Genomic DNA, 25,541 nt, shown 5'->3' on the forward strand with positions numbered 1-25,541 from the left:
GCACGGACCGATCGACTCTTACTAGCGCCTACCGGCTCTGACGAGCGCGCCGCCCCGGCGTCCCGTTCCGGTCCGCGCCTTCGTCGCTGGAGACGAGGCGCTCGCATCGCCAGGTCCATCCAGCCGCACCTGAGACAGGACGCGTCTGGCGTTGGCGTCGCACGCCATGTCATCCGGCTTGGCCTCGATCTGCGCGATCAAATCGACGAGCTGGCTCTTGCTTTGCGCGAGTTGTGCCTGGAGCGCCTCGATGTCCTGCACCTTGCGTTCCAACGCATCCATGAGCGTGCCGTGCTGCCACTGCGCGAGATCGCCCGGGAGCAGGGCGCGCAGCTCGTCGAGCCTGAAGCCGGCGCGCTGTCCTGCGGTGATCAGCTGGAGCACCAGTACCGCGTCGGCGGGATAGCTGCGGTAGCCGTTCGCCTCGCGCTCGACCATCCTGAGCAGGCCGATGCGCTCGTAGAAGCGGATGCGCGAGGACGCGAGGCCCGTGCGCTGAGCGAGTTCTCCAATCTTCATGTTCACCTTGCCTGGAGCGGAATTGGAGTTTGACATTGAAGTTGACTTCAAGGTCAAACTCCTGCGGCATGGCCATGCGGAACTTCTATGGGGCGAACGTAATGCAGACGATATTGGGCGCGAACGGGCAGATCGCCATCGAACTGGCGCAAGAACTGCGGCGCAACCACACGAACGACGTGCGGCTCGTGAGCCGCAATCCCCGCAAGGTCAACGACACCGATGCGCTGGTGTCCGCCGATCTTCTCGATGCGAGGCAGACCCTGGATGCGGTCAAGGGCAGCCGCATCGTCTACTTCACTGCAGGCCTGCCGCCGGACACCGAACTGTGGGAACGGCGGTTTCCCGTGATGCTCAAGAACGCGCTGGATGCGTGCCGGGCGGAGGGTGCAAGCTTTGCCTACTTCGACAACACCTACATGTACCCCCAGGACGACCGGGTGCAGACGGAGGACACGCCCTTCGCTCCTGTGGGCCGCAAGGGCAACGTGCGTGCGGCCATGGCGTCGATGGTGCTCGAGGAGATGGCGCGGGGAGACATCCCGGTGTTGATCGGCAGGGCGCCCGAGTTCTACGGGCCGGGCAAGACGCAGAGCTTCACCAACGCACTCGTCATCGAGAAGCTCCAGAAGCAGGCGATGCCCCTGGTGCCCGTGCGCGACGACACGCGCAGAACCCTCATCTGGACGCCCGATGCAAGCCGCGCGCTGGCAACGCTGGGCAACGCATCGGATGCCTTCGGACACACTTGGCACCTTCCGTGCTGCGACGAACGGCCGACGTACAAGGAGTTCGTCGAGATGGCCTGCCGGGCATTCGGGCGAGAGACCTCCTATCGGGTCATCGGGAAGTGGGCTTTTTCCGCAGCAGGCCTCTTCTCGCGGCAGGTACGCGAGATCAGGGAGCTGCTGCCCCGGTACGCGCACGACAACCTGTTCGGTTCGACGAAGTTCAAGCAGAGGTTTCCTGGCTTCGAGGTGACGAGCTATCGGCAGGGTATTCAGAGAATTCGACAGGATTCCGCCGGCCATTGCGCCGGACAGGAGCGAGGCCTCGACGGTGGCTGACATCCTGCGAGCCGTGGAGGTGCTCAACGAGGTCGGCCCCGAGCGTGCGGAAGAAGACCTCGACTAAGTCCGGCCCCTTCGCGGCCTGACCTTCATCGCGGAATCCTGTCGAGCGCAGCATGAGAGGGCCGGGAGCGCTGGCATGACGCTCGACAGCTGCCCCGTAGGCAGCGTCTAGGCGTACGAGAGTTCGCCTGCCCGCCGCTCGCCCGCACGCCGCGCGCGAAACTCCCCAGGCGTCATCCCCTGGATCCGGCGGAAATGCCGGTTGAAGTTCGAGATGTTGTTGAAGCCCACCTCGTAGCAGATGCTGCTCACCTGCTGGCGCGTGGATACCAGCAGGCGGCAGGCCTCGGCCACGCGCAGCCCGATCACGAAGTCGGTGAAGGTCTGGCCGGTGGCGCGGCGGAAGCTGCGCGAGAAGGTGTTCTCGCGCATGCCCACGATCGCGCCGACCTCGGGCAGCGACAGCGCATCGGCATAGTGTTCGCGGATGTGATCGAGCGCCTTGTCGATGCGCAGGCTGCGGGCGTCCTCGCCGAGGTCTTCGCCGGACGGGGCCACGCCGCAGAGCAGCCGGTAGTCTGGCCACTGCGCCAGTTCGTTCAGCAGCGCGGTGAATTCGGAGAAGCGGGCAAGCCCGTGCAGCGTCGCGATGCGCCGCAGGCGTGCGAGCGTGTCGGCCTCCAGGCCGATGAACTGCACGCCCAGCCGTGCGCGGGCCAGCATCGGCCCGGCATCGGCGAGTTCGGGGAAGAGCGCCATGCCGCGCTTCAGCGGCTCGTCGCCGAAGCGCAGCACCAGTCCCTGCGTATCGCCGCCGCCGGGTTGCATGCGGTGCTCGAAGGCGAGGCTGCGCGGCAGGTGGGGGCCGAGCAGCACGACGGTATGGGGCGCGAAGCTGTGCGTTCGTTCGTCGTCGCCGCTGCCGATGCGAAGCCGCCCCGGTGCCGCGCCGATCAGGTGCAGTTCGTGATCGTGCAGGCAGCGCGCGGGGCTCGCCTGAGAAGACGCGGTGGCGACTTCACAGCGGACGGTGGTGGACACCGTGCACGCTTCGACGGGCGCCGGTGCATGCCACGTGCGCGGCTCCATGCGACGCGGAGCCTGCCGCGTCACCTGCGGCACGGGAGGCAGGGGCCTCGGGGGAACGCGCGGGGCGAAGGCCGGAGACATCGTATTCAGCAAGACCGGGTTTCCTCCAGCAAATCTTCGATGGACGACGGCGACCCTCGGGTCGTCAGCTTCGACGTGCCGGCGGCGGCACGGCTGTCTGCTGCTGGAACGCGGCAAGCAGCTTGTATTCCTCGCTCAGCTTGCGCGGCAGCGACAGATACACCGGCAGCAGTTGCCGGTAGAGGGCCGCGTTCTTGGTGTTGGGCGTATGGCGATGGGTGGCGCCGACCATGCCCGCGACCGCGTCGAGCGAGTCGACGTGGCCCAGCGCGTAGAGCCCGAGCACTGCAGCGCCGAGGCAGGAGCTTTCGAAGCTCTCGGGCACGACCACCTCGCGGTCGAACACGTCGGCCATCATCTGGCGCCACATGCCCGAGCGCGCGAAGCCGCCAGTGGCCTTGATGCGGGCGCTGCGCCCGGCGATGGATTCGACCGCCGGCAGGATGCTGTGCAGATTGAAGATCACGCCCTCCAGCACCGCGCGGATCATGTGCTCCTTGCGGTGGTGGATGCCCAGCCCGAAGAAGGAGCCGCGCAGGTCGGCGTTCCAGTAGGGCGCGCGCTCGCCGGTGAGGAAGGGGTGGAACACCAGCCCTTCGGAGCCTGCCGACACGCGCTCGGCGATGCGCGTGAGCACCTCGTAGGTGTCGATGCCCAGGCGCTTGGCGGTCTCGGCCTCGGCCGACGCGAACTCGTCGCGCACCCAGCGCAGGATGATACCGCCGTTGTTCACCGGGCCGCCCACCACCCAGCGGCCCTCGGCGAGCGCGTAGCAGAAGGTGCGGCCCTCGGGGTCGGTCATGGGATGGTCGACCACGGTGCGCATGGCGCCGCTGGTGCCGATGGTCACGGCCACCTCGCCGGGCGCCATCGCGTTCACGCCGAGGTTGGAGAGCACGCCGTCGTTGGCGCCGATGACGAAGGGCGTGTCGCGCGACAGGCCCAGCCGCGCGACCACGTCGGGCGCGAGACCCTCGACGTGCCAGGTGGTCGGCACCGGCTGCGAGAGCTGCCCGGCGCGCACGCCTGCGAGCGCGAGCGCGCCCTCGTCCCAGTCGAGCCGCTCGATGTTGAAAAGCCCCGTGGCCGAAGCGATCGAGTGGTCGACCTGCCACTGGCCGAAGAGCCTGAAGAAGACGTACTCCTTGATGCCGACGAAGCGCGCGGCGCGCGAGAAGAGCTCGGCGCGCTCGTGGCGCAGCCACACCAGCTTGGCCAGCGGAGACATCGGATGGATCGGCGTACCCGTGCGGCGGTAGATCGCGAGGCCGTCCCACTCGTCGCGGATGCGCGTGGCCCAGGCCGAGGCGCGGTGGTCGGCCCAGGTGATGCTGTTCGTGAGCGGCACGCCTTCGTCGTCGACCAGGATCAGGCTGTGCATCGCCGCGCTGAAGGACACGGCGAGCACGTCGCCGGGCGCGGCCCTGGTCTGCTTCACGCAGCTGGCGATGGCCGAGAGCACGGCCTCGAAGATTTGCTGCGGGTCCTGCTCGGCGGCGGCAGCCTCGGGCTGCAGGAGCGGGTATTCGGTCGCGTCGTGCGCCAGCACCCGGCCTGCGGGCGTGAAGGCCACGGTCTTCGTGCTGGTGGTTCCGATGTCGACGCCGATGACGATGCGACCCATGCTTTTCTCCTCAGACGACCATGCTCAGCAGCATGATGAAGATGATGGCCACGACCGAGATCAGCGTTTCCATCACGGTCCAGGTCTTGAAGGTCTCGGCCACGCTCATGTTGAAGTATTGCTTCACCAGCCAGAAGCCCGCGTCGTTGACGTGCGAAAGAATCAGCGAACCCGCGCCGGTGGCCAGCACCAGCAACTCGCGGTTCACGCCCGGCACCATGGTCGCCAGCGGCGCGACGATGCCCGCGCCGGTGATGGTCGCGACGGTGGCCGAACCGGTGGCGATGCGGATCAAGCCTGCCACCAGCCAGGCCAGGAGGATCGGCGAGACCTGCGCATGCAGCGCCATCTGCCCGATCGCGTTGCCCACGCCGCTGGCCACCAGCATCTGCTTGAAGCCGCCGCCCGCACCGATGATCAGCACGATGGCCGCGGTGGGTGCGAGGCTGTCGTCGACGAACTTCATGATCTGCTTGGCCGTGAAGCCGCGCGCGGTGCCGAAGGTGTAGAGCGACAGCAGCAGCGCCGCCAGCAGCGCGGTGATCGGGTGGCCGATGAAGTCCATCCACTGGCGCACGATGTTCTTCTCGTCGAGCGCCACGTCGGCGAAGGTCTTCAGCAGCATCAGCGCCACCGGCAGCAGCACGGTGATGAGCGTGATGCCGAAGCCGGGCAGCTCGCGCGCCTCGGGTTCGCGCGCCAGCTGCTCCATCAGCTCGGGCGAGGCCTCGCCGGGGACGTACTTCGAGATGAACTTGCCGAAGATCGGACCCGCGATCATCGCGGTGGGCAGGCCGACGATCAGGCCGTAGAAGATGGTCTTGCCGATGTCCGCGTTGAACACGCCGATCGCCAGGAGCGGCCCCGGATGCGGCGGCACCAGGCCGTGCACCACCGACAGGCCCGCCAGCAGCGGGATGCCGATGCGGATGAGCGACACGCCGGTGCGCCGCGCCACGATGAACACCAGCGGGATCAGCAGCACGAAGCCGATCTCGAAGAACAGCGGGATGCCCACCAGGAAGGCCGCGAACATCATCGCCCAGTGCACGCGCTCGCGGCCGAAGGCGTCGATCAGCGTACGTGCGATGCGGTCGGCGCCGCCCGACTCCGCCATCATCTTGCCGAGCATGGTGCCCAGGCCGAGCACGATGCCCACGAAGCCCAGCACGCCGCCGAAGCCGTCCTGGAAGGACTTCATCACCTTGTCCACCGGCATGCCCGAGGTCAGGCCCAGGAAGCCGGCGGCCAGCGTCAGCGCGATGAAGGGGTGCACGCGCCAGCGCGTGATCAGAAGGATCAGCCCGACGATCGCCACCAGGGCGTCGACGAGCAGGAAGATCTCTTGGCTCATTCCGAACATGGTTGTCTCCTGGAACCGGGCCTTCCGGCAAAGAAAGGAAGGCGAGCAAGGCGGTGGCCCGGTGATGCGGAAGCGTTTGGATAGCGCTGTCCCGCACAATTCAAAAAATGCCAGCTCGACATGCGCTCGGGTTTTTCCGAACCTGCCCTGGGCTGGGATAGCGCTATCCTAGGACAGCGCTATCCAAAGCCGGATTGGTATTAACCCTGAGAAAAGTTCACCATGGCCGACACACCCGACCGCCCGCGATCCCGCTCCTCGAGCCACGTCACCCTCGACGACGTGGCTCGCGCCTGCAGCGTGAGCCCGATCACCGTGTCGCGCGCCCTGCGGGGTGCGCGCAACGTGGCGCCCGAACTGCGCGCCCGCGTGCAGGCGGCGGTCGACCAGCTCGGCTACGTGCCCAACGTGGCGGCGCGCGCGCTGGCCTCCGCGCGCAGTTCGCATGTGGCGGTGCTGATCCCCTCGCTGACCAACCAGCTTTTCGTGGAACTGCTCGAGGCGGTGCAGGACGCGCTGTCGCCGCACGGTTTCCAGTCGCTGATCGGTGTGACGCACTACGACCCGGCGCAGGAAGAGGCGCTGCTGCGCAGTTATCTGTCGCAGCGGCCCGCGGGCCTGCTGCTGGCGGGTTTCGACCGCAGCGCGGCCGCCAGGCAGATGCTCGAGCAGAGCAGGGCGCCCTGCGTCTACCTGATGGAAAACTCGAACGAGCCCGGGGTGCACAGCGTGGGCTTCTCGCAGCAGGACGCGGGCCGTGCCATCGTCGAGCATCTGCTGCAGGGCGGCCGCCGCCGCATCGCGTATGCCGCCGGCCAGCTCGATCCGCGCGTGATGATGCGACTTGAAGGCTACCGCGAGGCGCTGCGCGCGGCCGGCTGCCACGATCCGGCGCTCGAACTGCTGGAACCCGGCCCGACATCCCTGGCGCTGGGCGGCCGCCAGTTCGAGGACCTGCTCGCGCGCCACCCCGACGTGGACGCGATCTTCTATTGCAACGACGACCTCGCCCAGGGCGGGCTGCTGGCCGCGCTGCGTACCGGCGTGCCTGTGCCGCAGCGCGTGGCGATCGCCGGCTTCAACGATCTCGGCGGCAGTGACCAGATGCTGCCGCCGCTGACCACCGTGCGCACCCCGCGCCGCGAGATCGGCGAGCGTGCGGCCGCGATGCTGCTGGCGCTGATGCGCGGAGAGACGCTCGCGCAGCGCCGCGTCGACCTGGGTTTCGAACTGATGGTTCGGCAAAGCAGCTGAAGGACGGCGCCGGCCACGCGCGACACCGGCGCAGCCTTCGAGCGCCAGGGCAATCGACTGCAGCAACGCCGCCGCACGGCGCCGGGAGCTTCGCGCCTGGTTCATGAAGCGCAGGCCTCAGCGAGAGCGCCCGTCGATCTGCGCCTCGGCCTGCAGCCAGTCCTGTTCGGCGTCGCCGGGTCCATCGCCGCGGCGCACGTAGGCGTCGTAGGCGGCACGGCGGATGCGTTCTTCGCGCGAGGCGGCGTCTTCGCGCCCGTCCTGCGCCGACTGCTCCGACCGTTGCTCCTGTTGCGGTGCGGGCGTGTCGGTCGGCGGGGGCGGTGTCTGTTCTTGCATGGCGCCGGCGGCAGTCGCCACTGCTTCGCCGCTGTTTCTGCGCAGGTTCGTTCTCGGCATGGTCGTCTCCATGGAAGTCGTCGCTGGACGGTTGATGAGAAAGAGAAGGGCCACGCTAGGCAATGTGCGAAGCGGCGGTGTCGGACGGACGCCCGAACTCGCGCGGATTCGCAGGAAGAACGAAGAGGAAAGGAATGAAAAAGGCGAAGGACTGTTCGGGCACATCGATCAGTTCCTTCTCCTACACCGGCCGCGATGCACGGCGGGGAGCGTCGAAGACTCGATCCAACCAGCCAAGGAGTGCACCCCATGACACGCTCACAACGCCGATTCGCAGCCAGCCTCGCCATCGTTTCCTCCTTGCTCGCAGTGCCTGCCGCGTGGGCCGCCGACAAGCTCGCGGGCGCGGACGCGTCGATGCTCAAGGACATCGCCCAGGCCAACATCGCCGAGGTCGAGAGCGGCAAGATGGCGCTCGACAAAAGTTCCAATGCCGAGGTCAAGAAGTTCGCGCAGATGATGGTCGACGACCATTCCAAGGGGCTGGCCGACGTGAAGACGCTGGCCTCCGCCAAGGGCACCGAGCTGCCCGACAGCCCCGATGCGAAGCACAAGGCCGTCGCGCTGGAGTTCAAGGCCCTGTCGGGCGGCATGTTCGACAGCCGCTACGTGAAGCAGGCCGGCGTCGGCGACCACGAGGCCACCGAGAAACTGCTGAAGAAGACTCAGGCCGAGGCGAAGGACGCACACCTCAAGGCCCTCGCCGGCAAGATGCTGCCGGTGGTGCAGACGCATTTGCAGCACGCCCGCACGCTCGAAGCCGGCCTGGCGAAGAAGTAAGGCGGACATGGTCGTGCAACCGCCAAAGGAAATCAGATGAGCGATTCGGCGAACAGGGCTGGCCGGCCAGGCCGCAGGCTGATGGCCGCGCTGGTGGTCCTTATCGCGATCCTCGTGGTCGGCACGCTGTTCTTCTATGGCCTGCGCAGGCCCGAGCAGGGGCCGGGCAACGTGCCGGCCCAGGGCGAGGCGCCGCCGCTGCGGGACAACGGAAGTCCGCCCGCATCGAAATAGCGAAATCGCGCAGGCAGCCTTGGCTCTCCGACGCCGCGCAGCTGTGCAAACGGCTCGCGAAGCGAGTGCCGCAGGGCCACCCGTGCGGGGCGGCGCCCTCAGCGCGCAGGCGGTGGAGGCACCGGCCGCAGCAGGTGCGTGAGGATGTCGGCCAGCCGCTCGACGTCCACCGGCTTGGTGAGGTGGCTGTGGAATCCGGCCTCGTAGCTCGTCTCCCGGTCGCTCGCCTGCCCGTAGCCCGTCACTGCGATGGCCACGGGCGGGTCGACCAGTTCGGCGCGCAGCCGGCGCACCACCGCATGGCCGTCGAGGTCGGGCATGCCGATGTCGATCAGCATCACCTCGGGCCTCAGCTCCTTCGCCGCCTCCAGGGCCGCGACGCCGCCGTGGACCACCCTGGTGTCGTAGCCAAGGGCCTGCACGAGCAATGACAGCGTCTCGGCCGCGTCCTTGTTGTCGTCCACCACCAGCACCAGGCTGTCGCCGGCAGAGCGCAGCGCACCGCCGCCGGGCTCGGGCTTCGCTGCGGAGGGCAGCTGCACCAGGAATTCGCTGCCCTCGCTGGGGCGCCCGCTGGAGAACACGCTCACGCGTCCGCCGTGGAGCGCCACCAGCTGCTGCACCAGGCTCAGCCCCAGGCCGAGCCCGCCGCTGCTGCGCGCGACGTCCTGCTCGCCCTGCACGAAGAGGTCGAAGATGCGCTGCAGGTCCTGCGGCTGCACGCCCATGCCGTTGTCGCGCACGGTGATCTCCGCCTCCGGCAGTCCGGACGCGGCGTTGGTGGCGCCAAGGCCCAGCGAGACGCAGACCTCTCCGCCGATGGGCGTGAACTTGCAGGCGTTGTGCAGCAGGTTGCTCACCACCTGCACGATGCGCGCGCGGTCGCCGGTGATCCACGGGTCCGCGGCGTCGACCTGCACGTCGAGCCGCTGCTCCTTCTGCGCCGCCAGCGCGCGCACCGCGTCGGCCGCATCCATCACCGTATCGCGCAGCCGCACCGGCTTGGCCTCCAGCTGGATCTTGCCGCTGGAGATGCGGCCCACGTCGAGCAGGTCGTCGATCAGCCGCGTCATCTGCTTGAGCTGGCGGTCGATGATGTCGCGCGTCATGCGCAGCACGCGCGACTCGGTCTGCTCGCGCTTGAGCAGCTCCACCGCATTGGAGATCGGTGCGAGCGGGTTGCGCAGCTCGTGGCCCAGCATGGCCAGGAAGGTGGTCATGCGCCGTCCCTCGTCCTCCAGCGTGGTGATGCGGCGGCGCTCGGTGAGGTCGCGCGTGACCTTCGCGAAGCCCCTGTGGCGGCCTGCGCGGTCGTACACCGCCGTGATGACCACGCTGGCCCAGAAGCGGCTGCCGTCCTTGCGCACGCGCCAGCCTTCGTCTTCGAAGCGCCCGTCGCGCAAGGCGTTGCGCAACTCCTCGGCAGGCCATCCGCGCGCGGCGACCTCGGGTGGGTAGAACTTCGAGAAGTGCTGGCCGATGATCTCCTCGGCCGTGTAGCCCTTGTTGTGCTGCGCGCCGAGGTTCCAGCTCACGATGTGGCCGCCGGGGTCGAGCATGAAGATCGCGTAGTCCTTCACCCCCTCGATGATCAGGCGGAAGCGCTCCTCGCTCGCGCGCAGCAGTTCCTCCTGCTGGCGACGCTCGGTGAAGTCGCGCGTGATCTGGGCGAAGCCCCGCAGCGTGCCGTCGGCGCCGTGCAAGCGCGTGAGCGTCGTCTCGCCCCAGAAGCGCGTGGCGTCGTGCCGCGCGAGCCAGCCTTCGCCGCGAAAGCGGCCGCTGTCGCGCGCCTGTTGCAGCTCCTTCGGGAGATTGCCCTCGTCGAGCGCCTCGACCGGATGGAAGCGCGAGAAGTGCTGCCCGACGATGTCGTCGCTTTCGCAGCCGTACAGAAGCTGCGCCGCCCGGTTGCCTTCCACGATGGCGCCCTCGGGGTCGAGCAGCAGGATGGCGTGGTCGTCGAGGGTTTCCACCAGCAGGCGGAAGTCGGCGTCGGTCAGTGTCGCGGGAGAGAGCGGCGCTCCGGACGGGGACCGGGGAGCCGAAGCAGAGGGCTCACCGGCCATGGCGCATGGCCTCGGGGACGGTGCTGGCGGGGCGCTCGGGCAGGTGATCGGGCATGGTAGAAAAATGTAGCAAAGCAAGCCCCGGGTGTGTGTCGTCTTTCTTCCCGCGCTTGATCCGCCGGGCCAGGGGCCGCTGCCGCGGCCTGGACGTTCTTGCCGCAGCGCCTGCCCGCGGCTGCGGGTCGAAAGCTGTGCGGCCCCTCCTACAAGCGAAGTGGCGTTGCTTACCGTGGCGTCAGACGTGTGGGTGTCCCACGATGAACATCGATGGAGTCATCCATCCCCGCCTTCCTCCCTGAGCGGGACCTGGTGCGTGACAGCACGAGGTTTGAAGCCCGGCACCTTGCCGGGTTCTTTTTTGCTTCGCATCGTGCGGCAAGACGGGCCTGCGCTCTGCGCCACGTCCTACCCGGCGCTGCGGCGATCGATCGCGAAATCCGGTGTCATGGCGAACCGATTGACCCACGCCTTGCTGCTTCTGCAGCGGTTGGCCTATGCGCGCATCCTCTGCGAATTCCATCGCCAGAGGCAGATGCATGGGGGCGGTGCGATGTCGCCGCCCGAGGCGGTGATCGCCTGCCGCCGGCTGAGGTCGTGCGAGGCCAACTGGGAGCACTGCCGTACGGAACTGGTCGATTCGCCGCTGGCTGCGGCGGTGCGCGTGGCGCGTGCACTGCATCTGCAGCGGATGCTCGGCAGCGCCGCAGCCCGCCTCGCGCCATGGAACGACCGCAGCGACCTGGCGAGCAGTCCTCCGTCGCACCTCTTCGAGTGGGTCTCGCATGACTACGAACGGCTGGAACTCGCCGAGCTCGAGGACGCGATGACGCCCGAGGAGACCGCGCTGTATGCGCAGTCGCTGGAGAGTCTGCTGCGTTGACCGCGCACGGCGGCGGCTACCAAGCGCGAGCGTCTCAACCACCGCATCACTGCGGAGAGTCCTACAAGCGCTGCCTTGACAACGGCCTAGCTTGAACACATCGAGACGCCGGCTCAAGACAAGCCAAGCTCATCCCGACCCTGGCCGGTTCTCCCTTCATTTCCGGCCCTGCCTTGTTCGAAGCCTCCACCAAGTCCGCCATGCCCAAGACCCTCAGGACCCGCCCATCGGCTGCTGCCAGAAGCCGGCAGCACGATCTGCCCGCGCGCAAGGCGATCGAGTCCCATGATGCGTAAGAGACCCACGGCACGCCAGTTGCGTGCGGCGAACTATCTGAATCTGCTCGAAGCGCTGTCGACGCAGACGCTGCCCGCGGTGTGCTCGAAGCCTGAGGACATCGATTGCATCCTGGCGCTGAGAAGTGCCTCCTTGCTGGAGGCGCAGACCGAGCCGCCGGTGATCCTTCGCACGGGCGAGCGCTTCATTCCGCGTGCGGTCGTCACCGGCATCACGCCGGAGGGACGCATGGCGCTTCTGAAAGGCCGGCGCGGCATGCCGCGCGAGATGCCGCTGACGCCTCGGCGCTGAAGCCCTGCCTGGCTGGTCGCATGCCCTCTGCCATGCGTACACGGATGAGCATGGTCCGTCAGTTCTAGGGCGGAGGTTTCAGTCGCTCGGCGGAGCCTCGAGTTCCCGGTGGGCCATCTCGATCAGCTCGGGCTGGGCCGCGGATCGCGCAGGGACGACCGGGGCAGCAACGGCGGCTTGGAGAAAGACGGCTTGCATGCTCGTGCCGGATGGCCCGACCGCGGCCTCCTGGAGCGCCACTTCGAGCATGGTGCCGTCGCCGCAATCGAGCAGCACCGCGTCGCGCGAGATCGATGCAATCGTGGCGCCCGGTTCCACGTCCTGCCCTTTCTGCAGTGGCATCGCGCTCCCGCCGTCAAGCGACACGAGCGCGATGCCGTAGCTGCGGTCCCGCGACTGGACCACGCCGGAAAGCCGGATGTTCCCTGCGCACGACGAAGGCTTCGCCGCAGAAGCCGGCGACGCTGCCGTCCTGGACTGTTCTCCAGCGAAGGAGGCAAGGGGCTGTGTTGGCGTTCGGTGCTCCTCCTGCCCGCAGCCGTTCATCAGGCATGACGCACATGCCGACAAGACGAGAAGAAGACGACGCATGACCTGAAGAGTGCGAAAGCAGTGGCTGGGACGGGACGAGTCTGCGTCGGCGGCGAAGGGGCACGCGCGTGGGTTTTCCCTCGTCGGAATTGACAGCCAACTGACAGCACCGCGCAAGTAGCCTCCACGCGCCATGCGAGTTCCTTCGCATGCAGCAGCCAAAAGACGGAGACAACAGATGAAATATTCCAAACGCGTTCTTGCGATCGCGGCCGGCGTCGTGTGCGCATCCTTGCTGGGGTGCGGCGGAAGCAGCGGCGGCGGGTCGGGGGGCTTTCTGGGCGTTCCTCCCAGCAGCAGCGGCGGTGGCGCAACGCAAGGCCCCGACGCTTCGAATCCGCCGCCACCCGCCCCGCCCGAAGACCCCTTGAAGGGCGCACCCGAGTTCGCGCGGATGACCTGGTTCGGCATCACCAACTGGCACTACCAGATCGGCGACAAGGGCGTGCTGCTCGATGGCGAAGTGGTCAACAGCGGCAGGGACGCCAACCCGGCCGCAGTGACGAAGGCTCTCGATGCACTCGTCGCTTCTCCCGTTCCCCCGCTGGGCAAGGATGCCGACGCCGCCTCGAAGCTCTCCGTCGACGTGATCCTGCTCGGCCACATCCACCCTGACCACTCGGTGCAGCTTCCGGAGTGGGCGAAGCAGACGGGGAAGATGGTCTACGCGCCTCCTGCCGAATGCGCGACGCTGGTGAGCAAGGGCATTCCCGCGGAGCAATGCGTGGGCCTGAAGGGCGGCGAGGTGATCAAGCTCGGCGAGTTCGCCTCCGTGCGCGCGGTTCGATGGGTGCACAGCGTGGACTGCGACGAGTACAGCAACGGCACGGGCGGCCCGGAGACCTTCGGCTTTCTCTTCACCGTCAAGACCCGAAGCGGCAAGGTCCTGAGCTGGTACACCTCCGACAGCGGTGCGGGCGGGCCCGACCTGACGACGCCGCGCAAGGTGACGACCGTCGACGGGCAGGGGGTCAGCACCACGACGACCTACGGTTCACCGCTGGCCAATCTCAAGTCCGCGATCAAGGACGCGGGCCTCGACGGCTTCGACATCTGGCAGGGCGGCCCGGAGTCCCGCATGGTCTACCAGGCCCGCACGGTGATACCGGCGTTCGGTGTGAAGACCTTCATGCCGCACCACCTCAACTCGCGTGCAGCCAACGGCCAGTCCTTCGCGCTGACCTACGGGATGCACTACGCCTATTCGGTCGACGATCAACCGAAGCTCAAGGAACTGCTGTCGACCCTGGATGTTCCGCAGATCTACCCGACCAACTATTTCGATGCGTGGGTCTACGACAAGGATGGCGTCCGGCCTGTCGACAACGCGGCGATGAAGGCTGTCTACGGCCTGCCGGCGCAAGGGGCCGGTCCGGGGCAGCAATATCCCAATCCTCGCGCGGGCAGCCTCGAATGTCCGGCCGATTGAGCACATGAGCGCAGCGGCCGATCGCATGCGGCGGATCGCCGCGTCCGTGCGGGCGCCGGGCCGGGGGCTTCAAATGCCACTGGCTCAGGGCGTCTTCGCGGTCGTCCTCGTTCTTCTCCCGGGCGTCGTCGGCCGCACGGCCTGGGCGCACGGCGATTGGCCGCCGCGGCATGGCGGAATCATGAACGAGGGAGGGGAGACCTCCTTCGAGCTGGTGCAGGGCGCCAGAGGCGTGTACTTCTACCCCAGCGACCATGGAGAGCCGCTGTCCGCGCAAGGCGCGGTCGGCAAGCTCACCCGGGTTCATGGGGGTGCGGCACTCACCCATGACGCGAAGGCCGACGGCAAGGAGCGGCTGCTCGTGCAAGGGATTCGCGTGAAGGCAGGAGAAAGACTCACCTTGCGTGTCGTCTTCGCCGCAGGGAACATCGCCGTCGGGCGGTTCGTGGTTCCCCAGCCGGGGTTGAGCGTCCGCGAGGTGTCTACATCCTCAGCATCTTCCCGGGGTTCATGATGCCGAGCGGATCGAGTGCGCGCTTGATGTCGCGCATGAGATCGATGGCTTCGCCATGCTCGATCTCGATCTGCCCGATGCGATGCAGGCCGACGCCGTGCTCGCCGGTGCAGGTGCCGCCAAGGCGGATCGCGCGCAGCGCCACGTCCTCGGCCAGGGCCTCCGCCTTGCGCCGTGCCGCAGGATCGGTGTCGTCGTAGATGATGCCCAGATGGAAGTTGCCGTCGCCCACGTGGCCGACGATGGGCGCGTACAGGCCGCTTTCACGGATGGCGGCCTCGGTCTCGGTGATGCATTCCACCAGCGCGGAGATGGGCACGCATGCGTCCGTACCCATGGAGCTCCAGCCGGGGTGCATCGCAAGGTTGGCGTGATAGCAGGAGTGCCGCGCCTTCCACAGTCTGGAGCGGTCCTCGGGCCGGTGGGCGTAGCGGAAACCGCTGCCGCCGTTGTCGAGCGCGAGCGATTCCACGGTCGCGACCTGTTCCGCCACGGCGCTCTCGCTGCCGTGGAACTCGATGAACAGGGTGGGGCGGGGCTCGAATTCGTCGAGCTTCGAGTAGCGGATGCAGGCGTCCATCTGCACGTCGTTGAGAAGCTCGATGCGCGCGACCGGCACGCCCAGCTGCAGGGTGGCGATCACGGTGTCCATGGCCGCGCGCAGGCTGTCGAACTGGCACACGGCCGCCACCACGTGCTCCGGCAGGCCGAACAGGCGAAGCTGCACCTCGGTGATGATCCCCAGCGAGCCTTCGCTTCCGACGTACAGCCGTGTCAGGTCGAGCCCCGAGGCCGACTTGCGCGCGCGCGTGCCGGTACGCACGATGCGCCCGTCGGGTGTGACCACCGTCAGGCCCATGACGGTTTCACGCATGGTGCCGTAGCGCACCGCGGCAGTGCCGGAGGCCCGCGTCGAGGCCATGCCGCCCAGCGACGCGTTGGCGCCGGGGTCCACCGCGAAGAAAAGTCCGCTGGCGCGCAGGTGCTCGTTGAGCTGCTCGCGCGTCACGCCCGCCTGCACGCGGCAGTCCATCGATTCGGTGGAGACTTCGAGCACGCGGTCCATGCGCGATACGTCGATGCAGACGCCGCCGTGGATCGCCGCGACGTGGCCCTCCATCGATGTGCCGCTGCCGAAGGCGATGACCGGCACCGCCTCGCGGTGGCACAGCTTCAGGGCTGCCGCCACTTCCTCGTTGCTCAGCGGGAACAGGACCACGTCGGGCTGGCCGGGGTCCGGCAGGCCCTCTCCATGGCTGTGGTGCGCCCGCACCGCCGCGGACGTGACGGCGCGATCTCCGAAGATCGCGCGGAACTCGGGCATGAGGGACTCGACTGCGGCTGCAGTCTGGGCGAGTGTCTGGTGAAAGGCCATGGTCTCTGATGGGTGGTCGTGTCAGGCCCCGAGGTAGGCGTCCCGCACATGGTCGTCGTGCAGCAGCTGCGCGGCGGAGCCTTCGAGGGCGATCCGCCCGCCCTCGAGCACGTAGCCCTGGTCGGCCACGCTCAGCGCCGCGAATGCGTTCTGCTCGACGATCACGACAGTGCGGCCGGCGCGCGCGATACGGCGGATGTCGAGGAACATCTCGGTCGTGAGCTTGGGCGACAGGCCCATCGACGGTTCGTCCAGCAGCAGGATGCGGGGACCGGCCATCAGGCCGCGCGCGATCGCCAGCATCTGCTGTTCTCCGCCGGACAGCACCCCGCCCATTTCGCCGGCCTTGCGCTTGAGCACCGGGAACAGCTCGTAGATCTCGTCCAGCGTGGCGCTGACCGCGCCCTTGTCGCGCCGGCGCACATAGGCGCCGACCTCCAGGTTCTCCCTGACGCTCAGGGTGGAGAAGATGCGCCGGCGCTGCGGCACGCAGGCGATGCCCGATGCCACGATCTGCTCCACCGAAAGCCCGCCGATGTCCCGGCCTGCGAATTCCACGCGCCCCGCACCGGCCTTGAGCCGGCCCACGATCAGGTTCAGGGTGGTCGACTTGCCTGCGCCGTTCGCGCCGATGACCGCGACGATCTGGCCCGCATAGGCGCGGATCGACAGATCGAACAGGATCTGCACCTTGCCGTAGAACACGTCGACGTGCGAGAGCTCGAGTTCGGGCCGTTCGGTGACCATGGCACGCGGCAGGTCTGCTTGCATCATGGGGTTCCTCGCTGCGCCGGGGCTCAGAACTTCACCGCCGAGCGAACGACCGGCTGACCGCCCTTGATCTCCACGATGTTGACCTGACGGTTGCAGTCGCCGGCCTTGTCGCACTTGTAGTCCGCGAGCAGGCCGCTGTAGCTCACCCTGGAGAACGCCTCGCGGATCTTCTCCACGTCGGGGGACCGTGCTTCGTTGATGGCCCTGGCGGCGAGGATGGTCGCGTCGTAGTAGGTGGCGGACCAGACGTCGGGCGCCATCCTGTACTTCGCCTCGTACTTCTTCACGAAGGCCTGCACGGCGGGGTTGGGATCCGTCGGCACGAAGTAGGAGGCGCTCATCGAGCCTTCCGCGGCACTGCCGGCCAGCTTGAGGAACGCTTCCTCGGACAGCACGGCGCCCGCGAACTTGAAGGGCAGGCCGAACTGCTTGGCCTGGCGCAGGATCAGCGCCGCATCCGTGTCGTGCGCCCACAGGATGACCAGCTCCGCGCCGGCCTTCTGCAGCTTGGCGAGCTGCGCCGAGTAGTCCTTGTCGCTGGGGTTGTGGCTTTCCACGGCGACGGGCTTCAGCCCCAGCGAAGCCATCTGGGCGACCACGCGCGCCTGCCCCGACTTTCCGAAGTCGTCGTTGGCGTAGAAGATGGCCGTCTTCTCCCCGGCCTTGAGTTCCTTCTGGGCATAGGCGATCAGCGCCTTGGCCTGCACGTCGTCGTCGGAGCGCGTGCGGATCACGTAGTTGCAGCCGCTGTGCGTGATGGCCACCGAGGTACCGCCGGTGAGCGACACCACCTTGCCGTTGCAGTAGGTCTTCTGCGTGGCCATCTGGGTGACCGAGTAGTGCGGGCCGATCATCACCGGCACCTTGCTGACCTGCATCAGCTTGTTCACCGCGTTGATCGCGCCGTTCGGGTTGTCGCCCTGGTCATCCTCGAACACGACCTCCAGCGGCTTGCCCAGCACGCCGCCCGCGGCATTGATCTCCGCGACCGCGAGCTCCACGCCCTGCTTGAAGTTGCGCCCGACGAGCGCCTTGGGGCCCGTCTGCGGCAGAGAGACGCCGATGAGCGCGTCGGCCATCGCGGGCAGCGAGAGCGCGAGGGACGCTGCGGCGATCCATGCGCGGCGTGACGAGGGAACGGTGGTCTTCTTCATGCTTTTGTCTCCAGTGGATGGCGCGGTGCGCATTGATCTGAGAGGGAACGAAAACGGGGAGGGCGCAGGGCCGGCGGCTCAGCCCGCCACCGGCTGGGCGGCGAGCGGGGGCGGGGTCTCTTCGGGCACGCGTTCGCCCAGGTAGGCCTCGATGACTGCCGGCGTGTTCATGACCTCGGCCGGCGCGCCGTCCGCGATCTTGTGGCCCAGGTTGAGCACCACGACGCGGTCGCACATGTTCATGACCAGCTTGATGCGGTGCTCCACCACGAGGATCGACATGCCCTGCGCGCGCAGGTGCTGCAGGATCTGCGCGAGTTCGAGGATCAACCCGCCGCGCAGTCCCGCGGCAGGCTCGTCGAGCAGCAGCAGGCGGGGCCTGTTGACGATCGCGCGCGCCATCTCCACCAGCCGGCTCTGGCCGAAGGACAGGTCGCCGCCGCGCCGGTATGCGAGGTGCGCGACGCCCATGCTGTCCAGGGCTTCGAGCGCCGCCGTGCGACAAAGTGCTTCGCGCGGGCCGGACGCGTCCTTCGGCGGCTGCCACGCGACCATGACGTTCTCCAGCACCGTCATCGATTCCCACAGCCGCACGTTCTGGAAGATGCGGGCCACGCCTTTCGCGTGGATCGCCCATGGCGCATGGTTGTCGATGCGCTCGCCTGCGAGTTCGATGCCGCCTTCCACGCCCACGGTGCCCGAGCAGGCGTTGATCATGGTCGACTTGCCCGATCCGTTCGGGCCGATCAGCCCGAGGATCTCGCCGCGGCGCACGTCGAAGGCGACGTCGTCGAGGGCCTTGACGCCCCCGAAGCTGCGCGACACGCGGCGCACCTGGAGCAGGGGTTCGCCGCTCACGGGCACCGGCGTGCGGCCGGCCAAGGCCGCGCTCGCGGCGGAGGCGGCCGCACCGAGGTTCAGCGGCGCGGCGGGCGTTTCGCCCACCGGCTCGCGCCGGCCCGTCAGGAACGCGCCGAGCAGCCAGTCGCCGACCACGCCGAGGCCGCGCGGCGCAAGCAGCAGGATCGCCACCACGCCGATGCCGAACGCGGCCAGGTAATAGGTCTGGAGGCCGCGCAGTGCCTCGGGCAGCACGGTGATCACCACCGCGCCAAGGAAGGTGCCGGCGATCGAACCGAGGCCGCCGAGCACCACCATCAGCATCATCTTGATGCTCTCGAAGACCGTGAAGTTGTTCGGTGCCGCGAACCCGACCAGCAGGACGTAGAGGCCGCCTGCGAGCGAGGCCCAGACGCTGCACACCGCGAAGGCGATGGTCTTCACGCGGCGCGAATCGACCCCCATGGCCTCGGCGGCGATCTCGTCGTCGCGCACCGCACGCATGTCGCGGCCGATGCGCGAGCGCTGGAGCCAGACCATCGCGGCGTAGGCCGCCAGGCTCAGCACGAGCAGCGGAAAGTACAGCTGCTTGTCGATGTGATCGCCCAGCGCGGGGATGTTCAGCGTCGGGATGTCGCGCATGCCCATCGGCCCCCCGGTGAGGGCTTCCTCGTTGAGCGCGACCATGCGGAAGATCTCGTTGAGCGCGAGCGTCACGATGGCGAGGTAGTGGCCCTTGATGCGCGTGCTCACCGCGCCCAGCAGCACGCCCACGGCGGCGCTCAGCAGCATGGCGGCGGGAAGCGCCACGAACCAGGGCAGCGACAGGCGCATCATGAGCAGCGCCGTCGCATACGCGCCGAAGCCCACGAGCGCGGCCTGCCCGAGCACGATCTGCCCGGTGATGCCGGTTGCCACCTGCAGGCCCAGTGCGGCGATCGCGAAGATCCACGCCAGGTTGAGCACGTGCAGGTAGTAGATGTTGAGATCGAGTGCGATCGGCAGCGCCAGCGCGGCGAGCACGGCGACCCACGCCAGGGGGCGCATCCAGGTGTTGTGCATGGTGGAGTCCTCAGGCGCGGTCGGCGTTGCGTTCCGGAAGGATCCCCTGCGGGCGCAGCAGCAGGAAGATCAGCAGCACGCCGAACGCGATCGCATCCTTGTAGGTGGAGGAGATGGTGAACGCACCGACGTTCTCGATCACCCCGAGCAGGACGCCGCCGAGGATGGCCCCCGGCACGCTGCCGAAGCCGCCGATGATCATCGCGACGAATCCCTTCAGCCCCACGAGCGTGCCCATCTCGGTCGTCACGTAGAACAGCGGCGCAAGCAGGATGCCCGCGAGCGCGGCCAGCACCGAGGAGAACGCGAACGTGCCGGCCAGCACGCGGTTGACCGGAATACCCATGAGCTGGGCGGTCTCTCGATCCAGCGCGGTGGCGCGCATGACCTTGCCGATGGTGGTGTAGCGCAGGGCCAGGTATTGCAGCACCATCACCAGCACCACGATGACCATGATCACGAGCTGCTGCACAGGAATGCGCAGGCCGCCCACGTCGATCACGCCGTCGCCGAACGGGCTGGCGTACAGCAGCGGCTCGGGCCCGTAGATGATGCGGGCCATCTCCTTGAGGAAGATGCCGAAGCCCACGGTCGCGATGATGGCCACCAGCGCCTTCTGGCGCTGCAGACGGGCGAACACGAGCCGCGAGAACAGCGCCCCCAGCAACGCCATCACCGCGGCGGTCAGCAGCGCAGCGAGCCAGAAGGGCAGGTGCATGCTCGTCGTGAAGGTGGCGACGAAGACGAACGCGGAAAAGGTCAGGAACTCGCCGGCCGCGAAGTTCACGATCGCCATCGTGTTCCACACGTAGGCGTAGCCGAGCGCGATCAGCGCGTAGATGCAGCCCATGGCGAGGCCGCTGACGATCACTTGTCCGAGCATGTCGATCTGTCTCCGTGTTCGTTTTTCTTTGGCGAGGGGCGCGGGCGGGTGCCGTCAGAGCGACTCGACCATGCGCAGCAGCGCGACCATGCCGGGGTCGTCCAGGCCGATGGTCTTGTCCGCGAACATGCGGGCACGGCCCATGCGGTTGGGCTTGTCGCGGAATGCATCGAGCGATTCGCGCACCGCCGCGCCGGCGAGCGCGAGGGCGGGAGCATCGGCCGCGGCACCGGACAGGGCGCGCCGGATCGCATCCAGCCCGTCGAGCACGGTCTTGTCGCCGAGGGCGGCGCCGCCGCGCGCGGACAGCGTCGCGATCACTTCGGACAGCAGCGCCGCGACGTCCGGCGTCGAGAGCGACTCCCTGCCGGCACAGTGCTTGCCGGCCGTCATGAGCGCGACGGTCAGCAGCGTGCCGAAGCTCGAGCCGGAGGCCTTCGCCGAGGCCTGCGCGCAGCGCTTGAAGATGCCTTCGAGCGAGTCGGGCAGCTCGGGCAGCGCCTGCTCCATCAGCGTGGCGCACTTGTCGAGCGTGGCGCCGAGATCGGCGTCGCCGAGGCGGCCGTCGAGGGCGTTGAGTTCCGGGGCGGCGGCATGCATGGCGGCGCACCAGCGCGGCACCGCGCGGGCCAGGACGATGGCATCGAGCATCAGCGCACGCTCCAGAACGGGCAGGTTGCGGGCGCCGCCAGCAGCGCCTCGAGGTCGGGGTCCAGCTTCATCACGCTGAGGGAGGCGCCGGCCATTTCCATCGACGTGGCGTAGCGGCCCACGAGCGAGAAGGCGATGTCGACGCCGCGCCCGGCGAGCACGGTCGCAATGCGGCGATAGAGGATGTAGAGCTCCTCGGACGGCGTGGCGCCCAGGCTGTTGACCAGCACCGCCAGGCGGTCGCCGCGCGAGACCGCCAGTTCGGGCAGCACCCGCTCGAGCATCTCGTCGGCCAGGGCGTCGGCGGTCTTGAGCGGACCGCGCCAGATGCCCGGTTCGCCGTGGATGCCCATGCCGAACTCCACTTCGTCGTCGGCGATCTCGAACGAGGGCTTGCCGGACTCCGGCACCACGCAAGGCGTGAGCGCGACGCCGATCGTGCGGCAGGCGTCGTTGGCCTTGCGCGCCGTGGCAGCCACCTCCTCGAGCGTCGCGCCCGCGGCCGCCCTGGCGCCGGCGGCCTTGTAGACCAGCACCAGGCCTGCCACCCCGCGGCGCTTCTCGCGCTGCTCGGGCGGCGCGCTCGCGACGTCGTCCGACACGCGCACCGAGGCCGTCTTCATGTCTTCGAGTTCGAGCATCTCGGCGGCCATCTCGAAGTTCATGCGGTCGCCGCCATAGTTCCCGTACAGCTGCAGCACGCCGGCACCGCCGTCGGCCGCACGCATCGCCTCGATGCAGTCGTCCATGCGCGGTCCGGCGAACACGTTGCCGACGGCGCAGCTGTCCAGCAGGCCTTCGCCCACGTAGCCGAGGAAGACGGGCAGGTGCCCCGAACCGCCGCCGGTGACGATGCCGACCTTGCCCGCGACGGCGCCGCCGCGCCTGGCCACCACGCGGCCGCCTTCGCCGCGCCGCGCCAGCTCCGGATGCGCCAGACAAAGTCCGTCGAGCATTTCGTCGACGTAGGCCTGAGGGTCGTTGAGGATCTTCTTCACGTTGCTGTCTGCCTTGCTCTATGGAGCGCCCCCTGCGTGCGGGCGCGTCCGTGCGCCGGTGGCGGCGGGGCCGCACCGTGCGAATGGATGAATCTGCGAGGGCTTCCGGCGCATTGGCGGGCATCCGGCCCGCGATGCGCAGGAAGCGCGGTCTTCAGTCGACCTTGAGGCGGCCGTCCCGCGTGGCCTGCGTGGCCAGCGCGTATTCGGCGTCGAGGATCCGCGCGAACTCCTGCGGCGTGCTCGAGAGCGCGACGCTGCCGAGTTCGCGTGCGCTCGCCACGGTCTGCGGGTCCTTCACGGCCTGCGCGAGCGCCGCGGCCAGCTTGTCCTGGATGTCCTTCGGTGTTCCCGCCGGTGCGAGCACGCCCACGTAGGTGGTGCCGTCGATGTCGCCGAACCCGAGCTCCGCGACCGTCTGGACGCCGGGCAGGGAAGGGTCCTGCGTCGGGCCCAGGACCGCCAGCGCCTGCAGCGCTCCGCCCTTGACGTGCTGCAGCGAACTGGTGACCTGGTCGAAATGCACGTCGACCTGGCCGCCGATGACGTCCACCAGCGCGGGGCCGGAGCCCTTGTAGCTGACCGTCGTGAACTTCGCCTTCAGCAGGCTCTCGAGCTGGAGCAGCGCGAGGTGGTTGGGCGTGCCGGGCCCGGAGTGCGCCGCCGTGACCTTGCCGTCGCCGGAGCGCGCATAGGCGGCGAACTCCTTGAAGTTCTTGAAGCGGGTCTCGTTCTTGCGCGCAAGCAGCACCATGGAGCTCTTGTTGACCAGCCCCAGCGGCGCGAAGCTCGCACGGCTGTAGCTGGTCTTGACCATCTCCGGCACCGTGACGATGACGCCGGCCCCGCACAGCAGCAGCGTGTAGCCGTCGGCCGGCGAGCGCGAGACCTGCATCGCGCCAATCGAGCCGCCTGCGCCGGCGCGGTTGTCCACGATCACCGATTGGCCCAGCACCTTGCCGAGGGCGACGGCGACGGTGCGCGCCACGATGTCCGTGTTGCCGCCCGGCGCGAAGGGCACGACGAGCGTGATCGGCTTGGCCGGAAAGCCCTGTGCCCACGCGGCCGGCAGCAGCGTGCTTCCCAAGGCTGCAGCGGCGCCCATGCCGAGGATCTGCCGACGCTGGATTCTCATGTTCATGTCTCCTGTCTTTCTTGTTTGCGGGGGCCTGCTTCAGGCGTCGAAGCGCAGGACGTCTTCCATCGCGGCCTCGATCTTCCTGCGCTGCTCCTCGCCGGTGGCCGGCATCGGCGCGCGCGGCAGGCCGGCCTGGCAGCCCTGCAGCGTGATCGAGGTCTTGATGTTGGCAGGCAGGTTGTCGCCGACCAGCGCGTTCCAGAATGCCAGCATCGACTTGTGCATCTCCAGCGCCTTGACGTGGTCGCCGGCCTGGACCGTGTTCCACAGGTTCACGCAGACGCCGGGCAGGGCCGCAGGCGTGGCGGCGATGGTGCCGTGGGCGCCGAGCGCGAACGACGAGTACAGCAGGGCATCGACGGCGGAGAACACCTTGCAGCCTTCGGGAACGCCGAGCAGCAGGTCGGCCATGAGCTTGAGGTCGCCCTGGCTCTGCTTGATGCCCTGCACGCCGGGCAGCTCCTTCATCAGGCGGATCATCTGGGCCGGGTTCAGGTAGTTCCAGGGCACCACGTTGTAGATCACCACCGGCGTGTCGACCGCCTCGGTCAGGGCCTTGAAGTGGTTGTGGGTGGCCTGCTCGTCCGGCTTGAAGAGATAGTGCACCGGCGTGACCTGCAGCGCGGCGACCGGCAGGTGCGCGATCGCCTTGGCGCGGTTGATCGCGTCGCGGGTGCTGTTGGAGATGATGCCGGCCACGATCGGCACCTGGCCTGCCACTTCGGCGGCGGTGATTTCCATGACGCGCTTGAACTCGTCGACGGTGAAGGTGTGGCCTTCGCCGGTGCTGCCGCCGGGGCACACGCCGTGGACCTTCTTGTCGAGATTGAAGCGGATGACCTTGCGGTAGGCCGCTTCGTCGATGCTGCCGTCGGCGGTGAAAGGGGTGACGAGGGGAGGGATGACGCCGGTGAGACCGAGACCCATGGAACTGCTCCGTTCTGAATGCCTGTGGATTGAAGACACGACTGCTGCCGCGCTGGGATCGAACTATACGCCGACTAACATGTTAGATGAATGTCAGTATTAACCCTAGATCGAGGACAATGCACTCCAAGGCGCCCAGCCCCTTACGATGACCCCATGAACATTCCCGCCGCAGCCTTGTCCGAGCCCACCACGAAGCCCTCGCCCGCAGGCGGCGAGGGCGAGCCGGTGAATCAGCGCAGCCGCGCCTACCAGGGCTTCCGCCAGCAGATCATCGATGCGCGGATCCGACCCGGGCAGTTCGTCTCCCAGCGCGAGCTGATGGAGCTGCTGGAGATGCCGCTGGCGGCCGTTCGCGAGCTGGTGCCGCGGCTGGAGGCTGCCGGTCTGATCAAGACGGTGCCCAAGCGCGGACTGCAGATCGCCTCGGTCGACATGAAGCTGATCCGCAACGCATGGCAGGTGCGGGCCATGGTCGAGCGCGAGGCGGTGATCAACTTCGCCCGCGTGGCCAGCCCCGAAACGCTGGCCCGGCTGATCGAGAGCCATGAAGCCATCCTGGAGCGCGCGCTGCAGCCCCAGCCCGACGCGACGCTGGAGCGCGACGCGCAGGCCGTCGACTGGGGCCTGCACGATCTCATGGTCGACACGATCGGCAACGAGATCCTCTCGGAGATCTACCGCGTCAACAGCCTCCACGTCCGGCTGATCCGCTACGACGCGGATTCGATGCGGCCGGTGCAGGTCGTGCCCGCGATGCGCGAGCACCTGGGGTTCCTGCATGCGCTCGCGTCGCGGGACTTCGACGCAGCGCTCACCCACATGATGTCGCACATCGAACAGTCCAAGCACCGTGTGCTGGCCGGCATGCTGCGCGTGGGCCAGTAGACGCGCGGTCTTCAGCTACCCCGGCCCCGGTCGCGGCCGGCGAAGCGGCGCTGCCTCAGCGCACGCCGGCGGCCAGCCGCACCTCGCTGCACAGCCGCGGGCCGTAGTCCTCGCAGCGCGTCTCCAGGCCGTAGGCCGCAGCGCGGCGCAGTGCGAAGGCGGTCACGTCGCGCATGTAGGTGCGTCCGGGCCTGCGGCCCGCGGCGGCGCGGGCCTCGAAGTCGGCCTGGAAATCGCGCGCCCATTCCTCGAAGAGCCGGTAGCGCTCCGCGTGCGCGCCGAGGAAGCCCGTGCGCGCGAGCGCCTGCGCGATGTCGATCAGCGGCATGGTGAAGGGCATCTCCCTGGGTTCGCTCATGGCTCGCTC

General features: G+C 68.2%; 26 protein-coding genes. 9 read left to right on the forward strand and 17 right to left on the reverse strand.

Annotated features, from left to right (window positions below; genetic code table 11):
- Positions 1-21: 21 nt before the first annotated feature.
- A complete protein-coding gene (locus tag G369_RS0117170; protein ID WP_020723117.1) occupies positions 22-519 on the reverse strand; it encodes a MerR family transcriptional regulator in 498 nt (165 codons plus the stop codon).
- Positions 520-620: 101 nt separating this feature from the next.
- Here G369_RS0117170 and G369_RS35915 point away from each other — a divergent pair, with 101 nt between their 5' ends.
- On the forward strand, positions 621-1,586 hold the full coding sequence (locus tag G369_RS35915; protein WP_019655256.1) for an NAD-dependent epimerase/dehydratase family protein: 966 nt from the start codon (positions 621-623) through the stop codon (positions 1,584-1,586).
- A 174-nt stretch (positions 1,587-1,760) separates the two neighbouring features.
- Here G369_RS35915 and G369_RS0117180 read toward each other — a convergent pair whose 3' ends face one another.
- The 3 genes from G369_RS0117180 to G369_RS0117190 all read right to left on the reverse strand — a co-directional run bounded on the left by G369_RS0117180 (position 1,761) and on the right by G369_RS0117190 (position 5,749).
- On the reverse strand, positions 1,761-2,633 hold the full coding sequence (locus G369_RS0117180; protein ID WP_244164333.1) for an AraC family transcriptional regulator: 873 nt from the start codon (positions 2,631-2,633) through the stop codon (positions 1,761-1,763).
- Positions 2,634-2,826: 193 nt separating this feature from the next.
- Positions 2,827-4,386, reverse strand: a complete 1,560-nt coding sequence (gntK, locus tag G369_RS0117185) for a gluconokinase (RefSeq protein WP_019655258.1) — start codon at positions 4,384-4,386, stop codon at positions 2,827-2,829.
- 10 nt (positions 4,387-4,396) lie between these two features.
- Positions 4,397-5,749: a GntP family permease gene (locus tag G369_RS0117190; protein WP_019655259.1), complete on the reverse strand. Its 1,353-nt coding sequence runs from the start codon at positions 5,747-5,749 to the stop codon at positions 4,397-4,399.
- Between the two features lie 222 nt (positions 5,750-5,971).
- Between G369_RS0117190 and gntR the strand changes: the two genes are divergently transcribed.
- Positions 5,972-7,003 carry an HTH-type transcriptional regulator GntR gene (gene gntR / locus G369_RS0117195; protein ID WP_019655260.1) on the forward strand — a complete coding sequence of 344 codons (1,032 nt, stop codon included), beginning with the start codon at positions 5,972-5,974 and terminating at the stop codon, positions 7,001-7,003.
- Between the two features lie 117 nt (positions 7,004-7,120).
- Here the strand turns inward: gntR and G369_RS38600 are convergent, their stop codons facing one another.
- On the reverse strand, positions 7,121-7,402 hold the full coding sequence (locus G369_RS38600; RefSeq protein WP_026346444.1) for a DUF2934 domain-containing protein: 282 nt from the start codon (positions 7,400-7,402) through the stop codon (positions 7,121-7,123).
- Positions 7,403-7,651: 249 nt separating this feature from the next.
- On the opposite strand from G369_RS38600, the gene G369_RS0117210 reads away from it, so the two are divergent.
- Together G369_RS0117210 and G369_RS0117215 are read left to right on the forward strand one after the other, a co-directional pair.
- A complete protein-coding gene (locus G369_RS0117210; protein WP_020723121.1) occupies positions 7,652-8,182 on the forward strand; it encodes a DUF4142 domain-containing protein in 531 nt (176 codons plus the stop codon).
- Positions 8,183-8,218: 36 nt separating this feature from the next.
- A complete protein-coding gene (locus G369_RS0117215) occupies positions 8,219-8,416 on the forward strand; it encodes a hypothetical protein (protein WP_019655263.1) in 198 nt (65 codons plus the stop codon).
- Between the two features lie 98 nt (positions 8,417-8,514).
- Here the strand turns inward: G369_RS0117215 and G369_RS0117220 are convergent, their stop codons facing one another.
- Positions 8,515-10,482 carry a hybrid sensor histidine kinase/response regulator gene (locus G369_RS0117220; RefSeq protein ID WP_019655264.1) on the reverse strand — a complete coding sequence of 656 codons (1,968 nt, stop codon included), beginning with the start codon at positions 10,480-10,482 and terminating at the stop codon, positions 8,515-8,517.
- Between the two features lie 469 nt (positions 10,483-10,951).
- Between G369_RS0117220 and G369_RS0117225 the strand changes: the two genes are divergently transcribed.
- Together G369_RS0117225 and G369_RS0117230 are read left to right on the forward strand one after the other, a co-directional pair.
- Positions 10,952-11,362: a hypothetical protein gene (locus G369_RS0117225; RefSeq protein WP_019655265.1), complete on the forward strand. Its 411-nt coding sequence runs from the start codon at positions 10,952-10,954 to the stop codon at positions 11,360-11,362.
- Between the two features lie 288 nt (positions 11,363-11,650).
- Positions 11,651-11,950 carry a hypothetical protein gene (locus tag G369_RS0117230; RefSeq protein WP_026346445.1) on the forward strand — a complete coding sequence of 100 codons (300 nt, stop codon included), beginning with the start codon at positions 11,651-11,653 and terminating at the stop codon, positions 11,948-11,950.
- 78 nt (positions 11,951-12,028) lie between these two features.
- On the opposite strand, the gene G369_RS39785 is transcribed toward G369_RS0117230, so the two are convergent.
- Entirely contained in the window at positions 12,029-12,952 is a 924-nt protein-coding gene (locus tag G369_RS39785) for a type II secretion system protein N (protein WP_080647866.1), read from the reverse strand.
- Here G369_RS39785 and G369_RS0117240 point away from each other — a divergent pair.
- Together G369_RS0117240 and G369_RS37130 are read left to right on the forward strand one after the other, a co-directional pair.
- On the forward strand, positions 12,909-13,970 hold the full coding sequence (locus G369_RS0117240; RefSeq protein ID WP_019655268.1) for an MBL fold metallo-hydrolase: 1,062 nt from the start codon (positions 12,909-12,911) through the stop codon (positions 13,968-13,970). The two genes, G369_RS39785 and G369_RS0117240, sit on opposite strands and share 44 nt — an antisense overlap.
- Positions 13,971-13,974: 4 nt before the next feature.
- The gene (locus G369_RS37130) at positions 13,975-14,484 is read left to right on the forward strand and encodes a hypothetical protein (RefSeq protein ID WP_020723124.1); all 510 of its coding nucleotides are present in this window, start codon (positions 13,975-13,977) and stop codon (positions 14,482-14,484) included.
- Here G369_RS37130 and G369_RS0117250 read toward each other — a convergent pair.
- The 9 genes from G369_RS0117250 to G369_RS0117290 form a co-directional block, all read right to left on the reverse strand.
- Positions 14,453-15,859: an FAD-binding oxidoreductase gene (locus tag G369_RS0117250; RefSeq protein ID WP_019655270.1), complete on the reverse strand. Its 1,407-nt coding sequence runs from the start codon at positions 15,857-15,859 to the stop codon at positions 14,453-14,455. The two genes, G369_RS37130 and G369_RS0117250, sit on opposite strands and share 32 nt — an antisense overlap.
- Before the next feature lie 21 nt (positions 15,860-15,880).
- Positions 15,881-16,630 carry an ABC transporter ATP-binding protein gene (locus G369_RS0117255; RefSeq protein WP_244164334.1) on the reverse strand — a complete coding sequence of 250 codons (750 nt, stop codon included), beginning with the start codon at positions 16,628-16,630 and terminating at the stop codon, positions 15,881-15,883.
- A 26-nt stretch (positions 16,631-16,656) separates the two neighbouring features.
- Positions 16,657-17,787: an ABC transporter substrate-binding protein gene (locus G369_RS0117260; protein WP_019655272.1), complete on the reverse strand. Its 1,131-nt coding sequence runs from the start codon at positions 17,785-17,787 to the stop codon at positions 16,657-16,659.
- A 78-nt stretch (positions 17,788-17,865) separates the two neighbouring features.
- Positions 17,866-19,689 carry a branched-chain amino acid ABC transporter ATP-binding protein/permease gene (locus tag G369_RS35925; protein ID WP_051127594.1) on the reverse strand — a complete coding sequence of 608 codons (1,824 nt, stop codon included), beginning with the start codon at positions 19,687-19,689 and terminating at the stop codon, positions 17,866-17,868.
- Between the two features lie 10 nt (positions 19,690-19,699).
- Positions 19,700-20,572, reverse strand: coding sequence for a branched-chain amino acid ABC transporter permease (locus G369_RS0117270; protein WP_019655273.1), 873 nt, complete (start codon positions 20,570-20,572; stop codon positions 19,700-19,702).
- A 54-nt stretch (positions 20,573-20,626) separates the two neighbouring features.
- Positions 20,627-21,223: a DAK2 domain-containing protein gene (locus G369_RS0117275; RefSeq protein ID WP_019655274.1), complete on the reverse strand. Its 597-nt coding sequence runs from the start codon at positions 21,221-21,223 to the stop codon at positions 20,627-20,629.
- Positions 21,223-22,221 carry a dihydroxyacetone kinase subunit DhaK gene (locus tag G369_RS0117280; protein ID WP_019655275.1) on the reverse strand — a complete coding sequence of 333 codons (999 nt, stop codon included), beginning with the start codon at positions 22,219-22,221 and terminating at the stop codon, positions 21,223-21,225. The genes G369_RS0117275 and G369_RS0117280 overlap by 1 nt, the downstream gene beginning before the upstream one ends.
- Before the next feature lie 154 nt (positions 22,222-22,375).
- Positions 22,376-23,356, reverse strand: a complete 981-nt coding sequence (locus tag G369_RS0117285) for a Bug family tripartite tricarboxylate transporter substrate binding protein (protein WP_157773712.1) — start codon at positions 23,354-23,356, stop codon at positions 22,376-22,378.
- A gap of 39 nt (positions 23,357-23,395) precedes the next feature.
- Positions 23,396-24,286 carry a dihydrodipicolinate synthase family protein gene (locus G369_RS0117290; protein ID WP_019655277.1) on the reverse strand — a complete coding sequence of 297 codons (891 nt, stop codon included), beginning with the start codon at positions 24,284-24,286 and terminating at the stop codon, positions 23,396-23,398.
- Positions 24,287-24,442: 156 nt separating this feature from the next.
- Between G369_RS0117290 and G369_RS0117295 the strand changes: the two genes are divergently transcribed.
- Positions 24,443-25,174, forward strand: a complete 732-nt coding sequence (locus tag G369_RS0117295; RefSeq protein WP_019655278.1) for a GntR family transcriptional regulator — start codon at positions 24,443-24,445, stop codon at positions 25,172-25,174.
- A 55-nt stretch (positions 25,175-25,229) separates the two neighbouring features.
- On the opposite strand, the gene G369_RS0117300 is transcribed toward G369_RS0117295, so the two are convergent.
- On the reverse strand, positions 25,230-25,532 hold the full coding sequence (locus tag G369_RS0117300) for a hypothetical protein (protein ID WP_020723127.1): 303 nt from the start codon (positions 25,530-25,532) through the stop codon (positions 25,230-25,232).
- Between the last annotated feature and the right edge of the window lie 9 nt (positions 25,533-25,541).

Source organism: Variovorax atrisoli 110B (assembly GCF_000382045.1).
Lineage (GTDB): Bacteria > Pseudomonadota > Gammaproteobacteria > Burkholderiales > Burkholderiaceae_C > Variovorax > Variovorax atrisoli.